Annotated in this window: 13 protein-coding genes and 1 pseudogene; 13 read left to right on the top strand and 1 reads right to left on the bottom strand. The window is 71.3% G+C overall.

Annotated features, from left to right (window positions below; genetic code table 11):
• Positions 1 to 65 precede the first annotated feature (65 nt).
• Genes VG296_RS24465 through VG296_RS24510 form a run of 10 tightly spaced genes read left to right on the top strand, consistent with a single transcriptional unit; the run spans position 66 to position 9,848 of the window.
• Positions 66 to 854 (top strand): hypothetical protein, encoded by a 789-nt coding sequence (locus VG296_RS24465; RefSeq protein ID WP_325569522.1) that lies wholly within the window; start codon positions 66 to 68, stop codon positions 852 to 854.
• Between the two features lie 9 nt (positions 855 to 863).
• Positions 864 to 1,901, top strand: coding sequence for a hypothetical protein (locus VG296_RS24470; protein ID WP_325569524.1), 1,038 nt, complete (start codon positions 864 to 866; stop codon positions 1,899 to 1,901).
• A 1-nt stretch (position 1,902) separates the two neighbouring features.
• A complete protein-coding gene (locus VG296_RS24475; protein WP_325569525.1) occupies positions 1,903 to 3,201 on the top strand; it encodes a CpaF family protein in 1,299 nt (432 codons plus the stop codon).
• Between the two features lie 7 nt (positions 3,202 to 3,208).
• Positions 3,209 to 4,078, top strand: coding sequence for a type II secretion system F family protein (locus VG296_RS24480; protein WP_325569527.1), 870 nt, complete (start codon positions 3,209 to 3,211; stop codon positions 4,076 to 4,078).
• Between the two features lie 5 nt (positions 4,079 to 4,083).
• Positions 4,084 to 4,986, top strand: a complete 903-nt coding sequence (locus VG296_RS24485) for a type II secretion system F family protein (protein ID WP_325569529.1) — start codon at positions 4,084 to 4,086, stop codon at positions 4,984 to 4,986.
• Between the two features lie 15 nt (positions 4,987 to 5,001).
• A complete protein-coding gene (locus VG296_RS24490; RefSeq protein WP_325569531.1) occupies positions 5,002 to 5,256 on the top strand; it encodes a hypothetical protein in 255 nt (84 codons plus the stop codon).
• Between the two features lie 47 nt (positions 5,257 to 5,303).
• On the top strand, positions 5,304 to 5,708 hold the full coding sequence (locus VG296_RS24495) for a TadE family protein (RefSeq protein WP_325569533.1): 405 nt from the start codon (positions 5,304 to 5,306) through the stop codon (positions 5,706 to 5,708).
• Positions 5,709 to 5,754: 46 nt separating this feature from the next.
• Positions 5,755 to 6,138: a TadE family protein gene (locus VG296_RS24500; RefSeq protein ID WP_325569535.1), complete on the top strand. Its 384-nt coding sequence runs from the start codon at positions 5,755 to 5,757 to the stop codon at positions 6,136 to 6,138.
• Positions 6,135 to 6,596 carry a TadE/TadG family type IV pilus assembly protein gene (locus VG296_RS24505; RefSeq protein ID WP_325569537.1) on the top strand — a complete coding sequence of 154 codons (462 nt, stop codon included), beginning with the start codon at positions 6,135 to 6,137 and terminating at the stop codon, positions 6,594 to 6,596. The genes VG296_RS24500 and VG296_RS24505 overlap by 4 nt, the downstream gene beginning before the upstream one ends.
• A 21-nt stretch (positions 6,597 to 6,617) precedes the next feature.
• Complete coding sequence (locus VG296_RS24510) at positions 6,618 to 9,848, top strand: BTAD domain-containing putative transcriptional regulator (RefSeq protein ID WP_325569539.1); 3,231 nt, start codon at positions 6,618 to 6,620, stop codon at positions 9,846 to 9,848.
• A 40-nt stretch (positions 9,849 to 9,888) separates the two neighbouring features.
• Here the strand turns inward: VG296_RS24510 and VG296_RS24515 are convergent, their stop codons facing one another.
• The gene (locus VG296_RS24515; RefSeq protein ID WP_325569541.1) at positions 9,889 to 10,740 is read right to left on the bottom strand and encodes a DegV family protein; all 852 of its coding nucleotides are present in this window, start codon (positions 10,738 to 10,740) and stop codon (positions 9,889 to 9,891) included.
• A gap of 190 nt (positions 10,741 to 10,930) precedes the next feature.
• Between VG296_RS24515 and VG296_RS24520 the strand changes: the two genes are divergently transcribed.
• From VG296_RS24520 to VG296_RS33300, 3 genes and pseudogenes are all read left to right on the top strand, one after another.
• A complete protein-coding gene (locus VG296_RS24520; protein ID WP_325569543.1) occupies positions 10,931 to 11,800 on the top strand; it encodes a ComEA family DNA-binding protein in 870 nt (289 codons plus the stop codon).
• Positions 11,801 to 11,816: 16 nt separating this feature from the next.
• Positions 11,817 to 13,319 carry a ComEC/Rec2 family competence protein gene (locus tag VG296_RS24525; RefSeq protein ID WP_325569544.1) on the top strand — a complete coding sequence of 501 codons (1,503 nt, stop codon included), beginning with the start codon at positions 11,817 to 11,819 and terminating at the stop codon, positions 13,317 to 13,319.
• Positions 13,320 to 13,384: 65 nt separating this feature from the next.
• Positions 13,385 to 13,801: pseudogene (locus VG296_RS33300) on the top strand (ComEC/Rec2 family competence protein); the annotation flags it as partial.
• Positions 13,802 to 14,229 lie beyond the last annotated feature (428 nt).

Below are 14,229 nucleotides of genomic sequence, written 5' to 3' on the forward strand. Positions count from 1 at the left end.
TTGAGTTCAACCAGCGTGCCGCTACTATCGGGAGCCAGTCGGCCACTCCGGGGTTGGGAAAAACGGTGAGCAGCAACACAGAGAACAGCGTCGCCGGGATGGCGGGATGGAAGCCCTCTGGTTCGCCGCCCGCTCCCCGGCCCGCCGTTCCGCTCGGTCCGGGCGGTCCGGGAGGCCCGGTGCGGCCGCCGACGGTCGCCCGGGAGCGCAAGCCGGCGCTGGCCGCGCTCGCCCTGCTGCTGATCGCCGTGGGCGTGCTGGCCTCGGTTTACCTGCAGATGCAGGCGGGAAACCGGGTCGGAGTGATCGAGGTGACGCGGCGGGTGCCGCAGGGCCAGCTGATCACCTCGGGTGAGATCACCGAAGTGATGGTCGCCCAGGACAGCAGCGTCAACTACGTCACCTGGTCGCAGCGCGCGCTGCTGGGCAAGTACACGACGCAGACCGACCTGGTGGCCGGCACGATCCTGGTCGGCCAGATGCTGACCACCGCACCGGCGGCGAACGGTTCGACCGCGACCATCGCCGTCACCCTCAAGGCGGGGCAGTATCCGCCGACCGCCGAGGTCGGCGACACGGTCAACGCGTACTACGTCGGACCGCCGCAGAGTTCTTCGACCAGCGGCTCCAGCAGCTCCAGCGGTTCGTCCAACTCCGCCAACAACGACGTGTCGACCCTGCTGAGCAGCGCCGTGAAGGTCGTGGAGCTCCCGCAGAACGGCGGCGGCTCGCTCGGGTCCGCCGCGTCCTCCAGCAACGTGTTCGCCGTGTCGGTGGACAAGTCCGTCGTCAACGCGATGCTGACCGCTTCGGCCGAGGGCGACCTCGTGCTCACCAGCGGCGCGGGCAGCTAGGCGCGTGTCATGGCTCTGATCGCTCTCGCGGCCGACAAGGGCTCGCCCGGCGTCACCACGTCCGCGGTGGCGCTGGCCGCGGTCTGGCCCCGGCGCGCGCTGTACGCGGAGTGCGATCCGCACGGCGGCGACCTCGTCTACCGGATGCCCGCGGAGCACGGCGGCCCGCTCGACCCGAACCGCGGCCTCGTCTCGCTCGCCGTCGAGGCGCGTCGAGGCTTCGACGCGACCGTGCTGCCGCGGCACACGCAGCGGCTGAACGGCGGCCTCGATGTCATGGTGGGTCTCGGCAACGCCGATCAGATGCACGGCATGGCGGGCCTGTGGACTCCGCTCGGCCGCGCCTTCGACCGCTACGCCGAGCTGCCGTACGGCGCCGACGTCATCGCGGACTGCGGGCGCATCGGGCCCGACTCGCCGACCATCGAACTGCTCGCGCAGTCGGCGCTCGTTCTTCTGGTCGCGCGCACGGAAGCCGAGTACATCGCGCACATCCGGGACAGGGCGAACAGCCTGTCCGCGCGGCTGCACGCGACGCAGGGCACGTCGGTGTCCATCGCCAGGCCGCCGATCGGCATCGTGCTCATCGCCCCGCCCGGCAAGGCCAGGCACGTCGCCAAGCAGGTCGGCGATCTGCTCGCGGCGACCACGGCCGGCGCCGAGGTGCTGGGCGTCATCGCGCAGGACGCGGCGGGTGCGGACGCGCTCAGCGGACGGTCGCGGGCGCGGGTGGACAAGGCGATGCTGACGCGTTCCGCGCGCGAGCTGGCCGCGAGCCTGACCCAGCGCTACGGCCTGATCCGGCCGAACCAGCAGGCCGCCGCCGGCTCGCCGATGGCGCAGACGCAGTCCGTGCCGATAGCCCCGACCGCGGTCCATCCGGCCGGCACCGGCGAGATACCGGTGATGCCGCCGAACCTCACCAGCGTTCCGCATCCGGGTCCGTACGCCCAGCCGCAGCCGCATCCACAAGCTCAGCCTCATCCGCAGCCGCAGCACTATCCGCAGAACCCTTATCCGCCGACGGTGAGCGGGACGGTGGCCTGAGATGGACCACGCTCTCGTCAAGCGGCTGCGGCAGGAGGTGGGGGACCGGATCGCGGAGCAGCGCCGCGTCGACCAGCTCAGCGGCCTGCCGGCGATGACCCCCCAGGACGAGCGGCAGTTCGCCCGCGCCGTGATCGGCCAGGTGCTCTCCGAGCACGCGCACACCGAGATGACCTCGGGGCGCCGCCCGCCGAGCGCGGAGGAGGAAGAGGCGCTCGCCGGCGGGATCCACGCCGCGCTGTTCGGCGTCGGTCGGCTGCAGCCGCTGCTGGACGACCCGGAGATCGAGAACATCGACGTCAACGGCTGCGACCGGGTGTTCGTGCAGTACGCGGACGGCCGCGAGGTGATGGCCGAGCCGATCGCCGAGACCGATGACGAGATGGTCGAGCTCATCCAAATCCTCGGCGCCTACTCGGGATTGAGCTCGCGGCCCTTCGACTCGGCGAATCCGCAACTGGACCTGCGGCTGCCGGACGGCTCGCGGCTCAGCGCCGTGATGGACGTGACGCGCCGCCCCGCGCTCTCGATTCGCCGCGCCCGCATGGGAAAGGTCTTCCTGAGCGATCTCGTCGGCAACGGGACGCTGCTGGCGGAACTCGGCTCCTTCCTCTCCGCCGCCGTCCTGGCCCGCAAGAACATCATGATCGCCGGTTCCACGAACGCCGGGAAGACGACGATGCTGCGCGCCCTGGCCAATGAGATCCCGGCGCACGAACGGCTCGTCACCGTCGAGCGCGCCCTCGAGCTCGGCCTCGAGCAGTTCCCCGAGCTGCATCCGAACTCGGTCGCGATGGAGGAGCGGCTGCCGAACTCGGAGGGGCTCGGCGCGATATCCATGGCCGAACTCGTGCGCCGCTCGCTGCGGATGAACCCGAGCCGGGTCATCGTCGGCGAGGTGCTCGGCGACGAGATCGTCACGATGCTCAACGCGATGTCGCAGGGCAATGACGGTTCGCTCTCCACGATCCACGCGAACTCCTCGCTCGAGGTCTTCAACCGCATCTCCACGTACGCGCTGCAGGCGCAGGAGCGGCTGCCGGTCGAGGCCAGCCACATGCTGGTCGCCGGATCCATCAACTTCGTGGTCTTCATCGAGCGACGCAACGAGTACCACCGCGGCGGCACGATGCGGCGCCTGGTGACCTCGGTGCGCGAGGTGAACGGCGTGGACGGCCGGGTGCTGTCCTCCGAAGTGTTCAGGGCCGGGCCGGACGGGCGCGCGATGCCGCACTCCCCGGTCAGCTGCATCGACGAGCTGATCGCGCACGGCTACCAGCCGAGCGGGGTGTGGAGGTGATGACACGGTGAACGCCCAGGAACTGCTCCAGGTGCCGACGCTCGAGGCGCTGCTCGCCGGCGTCTGCGGCGGAGGCGGCGTGGCGCTGCTGATCGCGTCGCTGATCGGCTTCAAGCCCACGGACAAGCCGGCCGGCCGGCAGGCGCAGGTCGGCGAATGGCTGCGCAAGGCGGGGCAGCGGCTCGCCATCGCGATGCTCGTCGGCATCGTCGTGGGGCTGATCACCGGCTGGCCGGTCGCGGGCATCGGCGTCGCGGTGCTGGTCTTCTTCTGGAGCAAGCTGTTCGGCGGCCTCGCGCAGGAGCGGCTCGGCATGCAGCGGGTCGAGGCGCTGGCGATGTGGACGGAGTCCCTGCGCGACACGATCGCGGGCGCGGTCGGCCTGGAGCAGGCGATCCCGGCCTCGGCGCGTTCCGCCGGACCGCTGCTGCGTCCGCATCTGGACGCGCTGATGGACCGGCTGCGCGGACGCATGCCGCTGCCGGAGGCGCTGCACCTGCTCGCGGACGACATCAACGACCCGAGCGCGGACATCATCATCGCGGCGCTGATCCTCAACTCGCGGCTGCGCGGCCCCGGCCTGCGCGAGGTTCTCGGCGCGCTCGCCAAGTCGTCCCGCGAAGAGGTGGACATGCGCAACCGCGTCATGGCCCAGCGCGCCGGGATGCGCCGCGCCGTGCAGATCATCGTGGTCGCCGTCACCGCGGTCGTGGTCGGCATGGCAGTGCTCGACCACCAGTACGTCCGGCCGTACGGAACGCCGATCGGCCAGTTCGTGCTCTCCCTGGTGATGCTGCTGTTCGCGGGCGGATTCTTCTGGCTGCGCAGGCTCTCCGAGGTCAAGACGCCGGAACGCTTCCTGATGTGGGTGCGGTGAGATAGATGCTGCTCGAATACGTAGCCCTCGGCGCCGCCATCGGCCTCGGCGTCTACCTGCTGATCCGCTCCCTCATGCCGACCCGGCGCAGCGCGACCGTGACCGTGGCGCAGATCGACGCGCTGCGCGAGCTCGGCCCGTACTCCATCGACGTCGGCTCCGGCAAGGCGTCGTTCAAGGAGACGGTCGGCCGGCGGATGGCCGAGTTCTATGCGCGGCAGGGCTGGCAGCAACGCTCACTCCGCGCGGACCTCGCGATCCTCGACCGGACCTGGGAATCCTTCCTGGCCACCAAGATCGGGCTCGCCGCGTACGGCTTCGTGTTCGTGCCGCTGCTCTACGGGCTGCTGTGGGTGCTGGGCGCGCACCTGACGTTCCTGGTCCCGCTCTGGCTCACGCTGATCGCCGCCGCCGGTTTCTTCGTGGTGCCGGACATCGAGGTGAAGCAGAAGGCGAAGGAGCGGCGGGAGGACTTCAAGCGCGTCGTCTCCGCGTACCTCGACCTCGTCGCCATGAACCTCGCCGGCGGACGCGGCCTGCCCGAGGCGCTGATGTCCGCCGCGGAGATCAGCGACGGCTGGGCCGTGCGCCGGATCCGCAACGCGCTGTCCGACGCGCGCCTGTCCGGCCAGACGCAGTGGGCCGCGCTCGGCAGCCTCGGCCTCGCGGTCGGGGTGGAAGAACTCGTCGATCTCGGCAACGCGCTCGCGCTGACCGCCGACGACGGAGCCAAGATCCGCACCTCGCTCGCCTCCCGCGCGGAGACCATGCGCCGCCGCGAACTGTCCGAGATCGAGGGCAAGGCGGGCCAGCAGTCGCAGTCCATGCTCGTCGCGCAGGTGCTGCTCTGCGCGGGCTTTCTCGTGTTCCTCATCTACCCGGCGATCACCCAGATCGCCGCCATCTGAGCAAGGGGTCTGACGATGTTCGGTTACTCGCCCTTCGCGCCGGCGGTGCACTACCTCCGGACGACGCTCTCGGCCCGGCTCGCCGCGGCCCGCTCCCGCGACCCGGAGGAGGGCGCGTCCGTCGTCGAGTGGGTGGTCATCACGACGATCGTCGTCGTGCTCGCGGTCACGGTCGGCGTGATCATCACCAATGCCCTGACGACCAAGGCCAACACCATCCAGAACTGCATCAACTCGGCCGGCGGCACCAGCGGCTGCAAGAGCAACTAGGCCGAGACGTGAAGCGGCGGGAGCGGGACAGGGAGTCGGGGGCCACGGTGGTCGAATTCGTCGTGTTCACTCCGCTCCTGTTCCTGCTCATGTTCGGCTCGGTGCAGATCGGCCTGGCCCTGTTCGCGCGGCACGTGGCGGTCTCGGCCGCACAGGAGGGCGCGCGCAAGGCCAGGGAGACCGCCGTGAACACGAACACCAGCTGGCAGACCGCCGCGACGAGCACGGCGACCGGCTGGGTGAACCAGCTGCTCGGCTCGATGGTCGAGGGCTCGCCGAACGCGCAGGCCCTCGACCCGGTGCCGCTGGGCAACGCGTACCCCGAGGTCGGGGTGAGCGTGCAGTTCAGCATCACCTCGGTCGTGCCCTTCTGGACCTTCACCGTGCAGTCGAGCAGCGTCGGCCCGGTCGAGTGCTTCTACCAGACCAACGGGCACTGCAATGGCTATTAGGGCTCTCAGGGCTCTCAGACGCCGCCGGCGGCGCGACCAGGCGGGGGTGTCGACCGTCGAGGTCGTCATCGGCACGCCGATCCTGTTCCTGTTCGTCGTCGCCATGGTCGGGCTCGGGTTCTACGCGCAGAACGTGGGCCAGGTCCAGGGCGCGGCGCAGGACGCGGCCCGCATGGGCTCGCTGCAGCGGTCCACGAGTGACGCGTACAACTTCGCGTACACCGTCGCGAAGGACGATCTGGGCAGCACGTGCAACAGCAGCGGCGGCGGCCTGCCGTCCGTCTCGCAGCCGGTGATATCCAGCGGCACGGACAACGTCACACTGCTGACGATCACGGTCGAGTGCAAGGTCACCGAGTTCGGCATCTCCTACACGATCGACGAGTCCTCATCCGCGCCGGTCGACACGTATCGGGGCGGCCAGCTATGAGGATTCGCCCCGGACGGCGTGACGAGCGCGGCTCGATGACGGTGTTCGTCGTGCTCTGGTCGCTCGTGATCGTGATGGTCGCGGCTCTCGTGATCGACGTCGGTCTGGCCATCTCGCAACGCGAACGCGCCGCGGATCTCGCCGACCAGGCCGCGCGGGCCGAGGCGCAGAACCTCAGCACCGCCTCGCTTCGGCAGAGCGGCGGCGCCGTGATCCAGGACGACGGCTGCCTTCGGGCGAGGGACTATCTGACGAATGCGGCGAGCAGCATCCACTACGGAACCGCGACCCTCGACACCGGCCTCGGGAACGGGGGCTGCGAGGTGGTCGGCAACGGCCCGGGCAACTCGGTGACGGTCTCGGTGAACCTGACGTACTCACCGTTCGTCTTCGATCTGTTCTCAGGGACTGTCACGGTCACCGAAACGGGTACAGCTACGGCAGCGACGGGCAATTAGTCCGAGGGAGGGAAGACGGAAATGAGCGACATCAGAACGCACGGCCGGACGTCTGGAGACGTCCTTAGAGCCCTCGGCGCGCTGCTCGTGCTCGTCGTGCTCCTCGGCGCCGTTCCGTTCGCCCTGGTGCGCTTCATCGGCTGGCCGCTGCCGCATCAGGTGCCGACGACGGACCAGCTGCGGAGTCCGCTCAGCAGCGATGTGCTGGTCAAGGCGCTGGCGGTGGTCGTATGGCTGGCGTGGGCCCAGTTCACGGCGTGCGTCATCGTGGAACTTTCGAACGCGCGGCGCGGGGTCGGCATCCCGGCGAAGGTGCCCGGCGCCCTGCCGAGCCAGTTCCTCGCGCGCCAGCTCGTGGCCGCGGTGCTGATGCTGACCGCCACGGCCGCCTCGTTCGCGCCGGACATCACGCACCTTTCGAACTCGCCGGCCGCGATTCCCAAGCCGCACACGGCGATCTCGATGCAGCTGGACGCGGCCGGGTCGCCGCCCTCGGGAAACGGCACCGTCGCGCGCAACGGCTCGTCCACCACGACTTCCTCGAATCTGCCGAGCACGCGTTCCGGGCAGGCGGTCGTGCAGGCGGCGAGCTCGTCGATGACGCAGGTCTCGGTGCAGACCGTCGCGGGCACGAAGCTCTACCGCGTGCAGCCGCCGCACGGCCGGAATTACGACTCGCTCTGGGAGATCGCCGAACGGCATCTGGGCGACGGCCGCCGGTACAAGGAGATCTACGCGCTCAACAAGGACCGCATCCAGCCGGACGGCCAGAAGCTCACGGACGCGTCGCTCATCCGGCCCGGCTGGATCCTGGAGATGCCCGCCGACGCGACCGGCGGCGACCTGATCACCGAGATGCCGGCCATGGCGAGCTCGTCGACCGTCACGTCCTCGTCCACTGCGACCACGCAGACGAACAATCCGACAGTGCAAGATGCGGACGCGAACGCCCAGACCGCCGTCACGAACACCGGCGTCGACAAGTCCGCCGACGACAAGGGCGGCACGAGCGCGGATCACAAGACGGACGCCGAGCCCGGCGCCCAGCAGGCCGGATTCGTCTTCGGCACCGCCGCGACCGCTCCGTCGAAGCTCACCCCGGCCAATCCCCAGGGCGTGAAGGTGAGCCAGGCGGCCGACGACATCGCGCAGGCCGTGGCCGCCGCCGCGCGCGCCGCCGAGGCCTCGGCGAACGCGCAGCAGAACGGCCGGCAGAACGGCTCGGAATCGGGCGGCGGGGCGATCACCAGCGCGGGTCTGCCGCGCAATTCGCACCGCGGTTCCACCTCGGCCGACGAGAAGCAGCTCGGCCCGGTCGAGGAGCGCGTGCTCTACGGCATCGCGGGCGCGCCGCTGCTGGCCGCCGGGCTGCTGCTCGCGCTCGGCCGGCACCGCCGCCGCCAGCTGTGGAACCGGATCGGCGGACGTCGCCCGACCACGCCGACCGGCGACGCCGCGGTGGCCGAGGAGTCGATCAGGGTCGGCGCGGGCGAGGTCGAGGTCTGGTTCCTCGATCTGGCGCTGCGCGGCCTGTCCGCCGAGCTGAGCAAGCGCGACCGCGCCCTGCCGCGCACCAGCGCGCTGCGGCTGCGGACCCAGGGCATCGAGCTGATGCTCACCGAGGCCGTGGACGCGACCGGCCCGGAACAGGCGCCGCTGCCGTGGTTCACCGCCGCGGACGGCCGCTCCTGGAACTTCCCGCGCCCGGCGATCGGCCAGATCGACGCGGACGCCGCGCACCAGCGCTTCGCCCCGTACCCCGGACTCGTCTCGATCGGCACCGCGGGCGAGGACGGCGAGGACCGGCTCCTGGTCGACCTCGAGGACGTCCCCGGCGTGCTCGCCGTGACCGGGCCGCGCGAGCAGACCAGGGCACTGATCTCGGCGATGGCCGTGGAGCTGGCGACGAACGCCTGGTCGGACCGGATGTCGATCACGCTCGTCGGCTTCCCGGGCGACCTGACGCCGCTCGCCCCGGCCCGGGTGCGGCACGTGAAGGTGCTCGACGAGATCCTGCCGGTGCTGGAGGCCGAGGCCGCCGAGCGCACCTCCGCGCTGTCCAACGCGGGCCTCGACTCGGTGCTCGACTCGCGGGTGCGCGCCAGCCACGCCGCCGCTTTCGCGCCGCACTTCGTGCTCGTCGCCGAGGAGCCGCATCCGGCGATCCTCAGCAGGCTGATCGAGATCGCGCCGCAGACCACCCGGGTCGGCATGGGCTTCGTGGTCGCCGGCGAGGTGCCGGACGCGGCCGGCCGCCTGGAGGTCGCCGAGGACGGCACGGTCCTCGAGTCGCGCTCCGGCATCGAGGCGCGCGCCCAGCTCCTGCCGGAGGACCAATACGCGGCGATCCTCGGGCTGTTCCGCGCGGTCGGCGACGTCGAGGGCATCCCGCTGAGCGGGGGCGCGGGCGGCGTGGCACGGGTGGCCGGGGTCGGCTACACCGGTCCGCTGCCGGACGAGCAGCCGTCGGTGTTCGTGCGCGTACTCGGGCAGCTGGAGACGAGCGGCACCGGCATCGCGGAGGCGGAGCGCGCCCCGCTGCTCAACGAGGCGCTGGTCTTCCTGCTCCAGCACCGGGACGGCGTGCACCCGAGCGTGCTGGCGGCCGCACTCTGGCCGCGCGGCACGACGGCGGACGTGGCCCGGGCGACCGTCGAGCGGCTGGCCGAATGGCTGGGCACCGACCCGGACGGCGAGCCGAACCTGATCAGCGAGCCGGACGGACGGCTGCGGCTCGGCCGGTTCGTGTGGTCGGACTGGGACCTGTTCGAGTCCCTGCAGTCGCGCGCGCTGTACGACGCGAACCTGCAGTCCCCGGTGCACCTCGACAATCTGCTCAACGCGGCGCTCGACCTGGTGCGCGGCCGCTTCCTGGCGAACCGGACGAAGGGCCGGTACGGCTGGCTGGCCTACGAGATCGTCGAGGCGCAGATCCCGGCGCAGATCGCGGACACCGCCTTGCGGCTGGCCGACGCGCGGGTCGCGAACGGCGCCGCGGAGAAGGCCATCGCGGCGGTCGAGGCGGGCCTGCGCGCGAGCCCCGAGGACGAGGAGCTGTGGCGCGGCCTGCTGCGCGCGGTCTTCGCGACGAGCGACGTGCCGCGCCTCGAGAAGACGATCGCCTCGCTGCGGGATCGCACCTGGCGGGTGCACGGCGTGCGCGAACTGCACCCGTTGACCGAGGCCCTGATCGCCGAGTTGGCCCCGGCCAGCGTCGTCCAGTCGAGTGACGCGGCGTCAGGTGACCAGTAGATGATTGGTCCGATCGGCGTGACGAACCCTGTTGGCGCGATTAGTCCAAACGGGGCGAGATCACGACGCCGATGACGCCGGGTCCGGCGTGCGCGCCGATGACCGCGCCGACCTCGCTGATCGTCAGTTCGCCGAGCCCGGCGAGCCGGTGCCGCAGCTGCTCGGCGAGCAGTTCCGCGCGCGGCAGCGAGTTGAGATGGTGCACGGCCACGTCCACCGGCCCGTCGCCCGCCCGCTCCAGCGCGACCTGTTCGATCCGGGCCAGCGCGCGTGCGGCGGTCCTGACCTTCTCCAGCGGGGCCACCTGACCGTCCACCAGGTGCAGCAGCGGCTTGACCGCGAGGGCCGAGCCGACGAAGGCCTGCGCCTTGCCGATCCGTCCGCCGCGCCGCAGGTACTCGAGCGTGTCGACGTAGAACAGGATCGAGGTCATCGTCGCCCGCTTGGCCGCGATGTCCGCGCAGACCAGCGGCCCGGCGCCCGCCTTCGCGGCCTCGGCGGCGGCCAGCGCGGCGTAGCCGAGGCCCATGCCGAGGCTGCGCGAATCGACCACCTCGACCGGGACCTGCGCGCTCTTCGCGGCAAGCCGCGCGGCCTCGCCGGTGGCGGACAGCTGCTCGGACAGGTGCACCGACACGATGCCGCCCGCGCCCTGCTCGGCCAGTTCGCGGTAGCACGCGGCGAACTGCTCGGGGGAGGGCCGCGAGGTGGTCGCGGGCTGCCTGCGCCGCAGCGCGGCCATCAGCGCGGTCTGCGCCCGCGCCGTGCCCTCGGTGTACGAGTCGGTGCCGATCACCACCTGCAGCGGGACGACGACGATGCCCGCCGCGGCCACCCGCTCCGCCGTGAGGCACGCCGTCGAGTCCGTCACCACCACCGTCGGGCCAGTCATAAATCGCACGATAGCCGAAGATCGCTCAGCCGACAGCGGGGTCGCCCCGAACAGGCTCACCGTTTCGGCGGGATGGTGTGCTTAATCGCTGAGCCGAATGTGTGGCGGGTTTATCCACAACCGGGGTTTCGTCCACAGCCCGCGAAATCCCGCGAGACGGATGTCCGGTACGCCCCCTAGCGTCCGGATCATGACTCAGAACGACAGGCACTGGCGCTGGGCGACACCACAGGTCGACGGGGTGGCCGGCGCTGCCACCCGCTCCGCGGAGCCATCGCTCCTCCCGCCGGTGATCTCCCGGCGGGGCCGCTGGAAGGCCGCGATCGCCGACCGGCTGCCGCCCACGCTCCGCGGCCGCTGGGCGCTGGACCGCACGACCGGGATCGTGCTGGCCGTCAGCGTTCTGCTGGGCGCGCTGCTGATCGGCGGGTGGGCCGTGCTCCGGTCGAAGCCGCACGAGATGTCCGTGGCCCGCGAGCGTCCGCTCGGCTTCGGCACCGGCGACGCGGCCGGGGCGACCGAGGCCGAGTCCCTCCCGTCGGTCCCGGTCGCGACCGACTCCGGTGCCAACTCGGCCGGCAACTCAGCCGCGAACTCCGCCGTCACGTCCGGCTCCGGCCAGGGTGTCGTCGTCGACGTCGAGGGCAAGGTGCCCAGGCCAGGCGTGCGCACCTTGCCGGCGGGCTCGCGCATCCTCGACGCGATCAACGCGGCCGGGGGCGCCCTGCCGGGCATCGACCTGACCGCGCTCAACCAGGCCCAGGTGCTCGTCGACGGCGAGCAGGTGCTGGTCGGCGTGACGCCGCCGCAGGCCCAGTCCGGCGCGCCGGCCGGCCGCGGCAAGGGCAAGAAGAGCCGCGGCGGCACGGAGCTCGTCCATCTGAATCTGGCGACCGTGGAAGACCTCGAGCAACTCCCCGGCGTCGGTCCGGCGCTCGCCGAGCGGATCGTCGACTACCGCACCGAGCACGGCCCGTTCCACAGCGTCGACGACCTCCGGCAGGTCAGCGGCTTCAGCGGCCAGCGGTTCTCGAACCTCGCCCCGATGGTCGCGCTGTAGACGGGGGAGCGGAACCATGAACCGAGCGCGACCCAAAGTCCCCGACCTGCGCCTGCTCCCGCCGGTGCTGGCGGGTTGGCTGGCCACGCGCCTCGGCCTCACGCACGCTCCGGCCACGACGTTCGCATGCGCCGCGGGCCTGGCCGCGATCGGCGTCCCAACACTCTGCTTCGCCAAGCGCTCCACGATGTTCATCCCCGTCGGCGCGACGCTCCTCGTCGCCGCGTCGCTCGCGACATCCGCCGCCCTGCACGTCTACGCGCTGCGCCTCGGTCCCGTCTCCGAACTCGCCGCCGCCCACTCCTATGTGACCGCGACGGCGGCCGTGACCGGCGACCCCAAGCCCGTCAAGGGAATCATCCTGCTCCCCGTCCGCATCGAATCCGTGTCGTCCGAGGGCGGTGCGCCCCTGCGGGTGCACTCCCGTGCCACCGTCCTCGCCCACCCCGATTCGTCCGCCACCTGGTCGACGCTGCTGCCGTCCATGCACATCGAGCTCAGCGGCCGCCTCGTGCCGCCGAAGGACCCGGCGGACGGCGACGCGGCCACGCTGACGGCGAATCAGCCACCCCGCGTCATCGGCGGCCCGAGCCTCATCCAGAGCCTCGCGGGCGCCCTGCGCTCCGATCTCCGCCAAGCCGTCGCCGGTCTCCCGCCGGAACCGGCGGCCGTGCTCCCCGCCCTCACCCTCGGCGACACGAGCGCCGTCCCGGCCGCCACCAGCGCCGACCTCAAAGCCGCCGGCCTCAGCTATCTCGTCGTGGTGTCCGGCGAGAACCTTGTTTTTCTGTCCGCGGCGGTTCTCCCGCTCGCCCGATACGCGGGCCTATGCGCCCACGCCCTCGCCGTTTTCGCCGCGGTGCTCGCGCTCGGCTTCACCGCCCTCGCCCGCCCCGGACCACCGATGGTGCGCGCCACGGTCACCGCGCTGCTCGCGAGCGTCGCCCTCTCCACCGGCCGCCGGTTCCGCGGGCTGACCGCGACCGCCGGAGCCGCGCTGATCCTGCTGCTGATCGATCCCTGGCTCGCCCACCAGTACGGCTTCGTCCTCTCCGTCGCCGCCACGGCCGGCCTGCTGGTCAGCGCCCCCGGCTGGCGCGACAAGCTGATCGTGCTTTACCGCCTGCCGAGCTGGGTCGCGACCACCGCCTCGTACACGGCCGCCGCGGAGATCTACTGCGAGCCGCTGCTCGTCACCTTCACCGGCTCGCTGCCGTTGTACGCCGTCTTCGGCAACGTGCTCGCCGTCCCCGCGGCGCCGCCCGCCACCGTCCTCGGCATCACCGCGATGGCCGGATACGCCGTCTGGCCGCCGGCGGGCCACGCGGCGGCCTGGCTCGCTCAATGGCCCACGCGCTGGATCTGCCTCGTCGCGCACGGCGTGGCACGCGTTCCCGGCGCCAAGGTCCCGTGGCCGACCGGCCTGGTCGGCATGTTCGCCCTGCTCGCCACCTACGCCATCGGCCGCAGACTCACCCGCTCGCTACACCGGATCCACGATCGACGGAGCCCCGTATGACCACCCCGCAACCGGAGCGACGTACCGCTCGCAAGCGCCGCCTGATCGTCATCGGCGTCATCTGCATGCTCCTCGTCGGCCTCGCATCCATCCCGCTGCTGCGCCAACTCACCACCCCGTCCACCCCGCAGCGACCCTGGTCGCTCGCCGTGTGCGACATCGGCCAAGGCGACGCGCTCTTCCTGAATCTCTCCCCGCACACGGCCATCGCCGTCGACACGGGCCCCGACCCCGCCAAGGAGGACACATGTGCCCAGCGACTCGGTATCACCGACGTCCCGCTCGCGATCCTCACCCACTTCCATGCCGACCACGTCGACGGACTCTCCGGCCTGCTCCAAGGCCGCAAGGTAGGCGAAATCGAGACGACGACCGTCGATGACCCGCCGTCCGGAGCCGCCCTGGTCAACCGCCTCGCCGCGGCCGCGCGAATCCCCGTCGTGCGCGTGCAACCCGACGAACAGCGCAAGATCGGGGACATCTCCTGGCGAGTCCTGTGGCCGCAGGCCGAGCACCCACTGCATGCGTCGACCGACACGGGCGGCAGTGGCAGTGGCAGGGGCAGCGGCAGTGGCATGAGCAACATGGCCGAGGACGGTCCGAGCGAGAACTCCGGCCCCAACAACGACTCCATCGTCATGGCCGTCACGGTGAACGTGCGCGGCGCGCCTTTCCACATCCTGTTGACAGGTGACATCGAGACGACGGTCCAGCAGATCCTGCTGCAGGACCGCAAGCAGTACCTCAAGGCCGACGTGCTGAAGGTGCCGCACCACGGCAGCGCAAAACAGTTTCCTGATTTCCTGGCGGCGGCGGCACCGAGCCTCAGCGTCATCTCCGTCGGCCTGGGCAATCCGTACGGCCACCCGGCCGCGCGAACCGTCTATCTCGCCGGCTCGGACGGGGCACG

This window comes from Actinospica sp. (genome assembly GCF_035552695.1).
Taxonomy (GTDB): domain Bacteria; phylum Actinomycetota; class Actinomycetes; order Streptomycetales; family Catenulisporaceae; genus Actinospica.

What these genes read in the sequence shown, in the direction of transcription:
- VG296_RS24470 (WP_325569524.1), top strand. Translation starts at nt 864, where the DNA reads ATGGCTCTGATCGCTCTCGCGGCCGACAAGGGCTCGCCCGGCGTCACC.
- VG296_RS24475 (WP_325569525.1), top strand. Translation starts at nt 1,903, where the DNA reads ATGGACCACGCTCTCGTCAAGCGGCTGCGGCAGGAGGTGGGGGACCGG.
- VG296_RS24485 (WP_325569529.1), top strand. Translation starts at nt 4,084, where the DNA reads ATGCTGCTCGAATACGTAGCCCTCGGCGCCGCCATCGGCCTCGGCGTC.
- VG296_RS24490 (WP_325569531.1), top strand. Translation starts at nt 5,002, where the DNA reads ATGTTCGGTTACTCGCCCTTCGCGCCGGCGGTGCACTACCTCCGGACG.
- VG296_RS24505 (WP_325569537.1), top strand. Translation starts at nt 6,135, where the DNA reads ATGAGGATTCGCCCCGGACGGCGTGACGAGCGCGGCTCGATGACGGTG.
- VG296_RS24510 (WP_325569539.1), top strand. Translation starts at nt 6,618, where the DNA reads ATGAGCGACATCAGAACGCACGGCCGGACGTCTGGAGACGTCCTTAGA.
- VG296_RS24515 (WP_325569541.1), bottom strand. Translation starts at nt 10,740, where the DNA reads ATGACTGGCCCGACGGTGGTGGTGACGGACTCGACGGCGTGCCTCACG.
- VG296_RS24520 (WP_325569543.1), top strand. Translation starts at nt 10,931, where the DNA reads ATGACTCAGAACGACAGGCACTGGCGCTGGGCGACACCACAGGTCGAC.
- VG296_RS24525 (WP_325569544.1), top strand. Translation starts at nt 11,817, where the DNA reads ATGAACCGAGCGCGACCCAAAGTCCCCGACCTGCGCCTGCTCCCGCCG.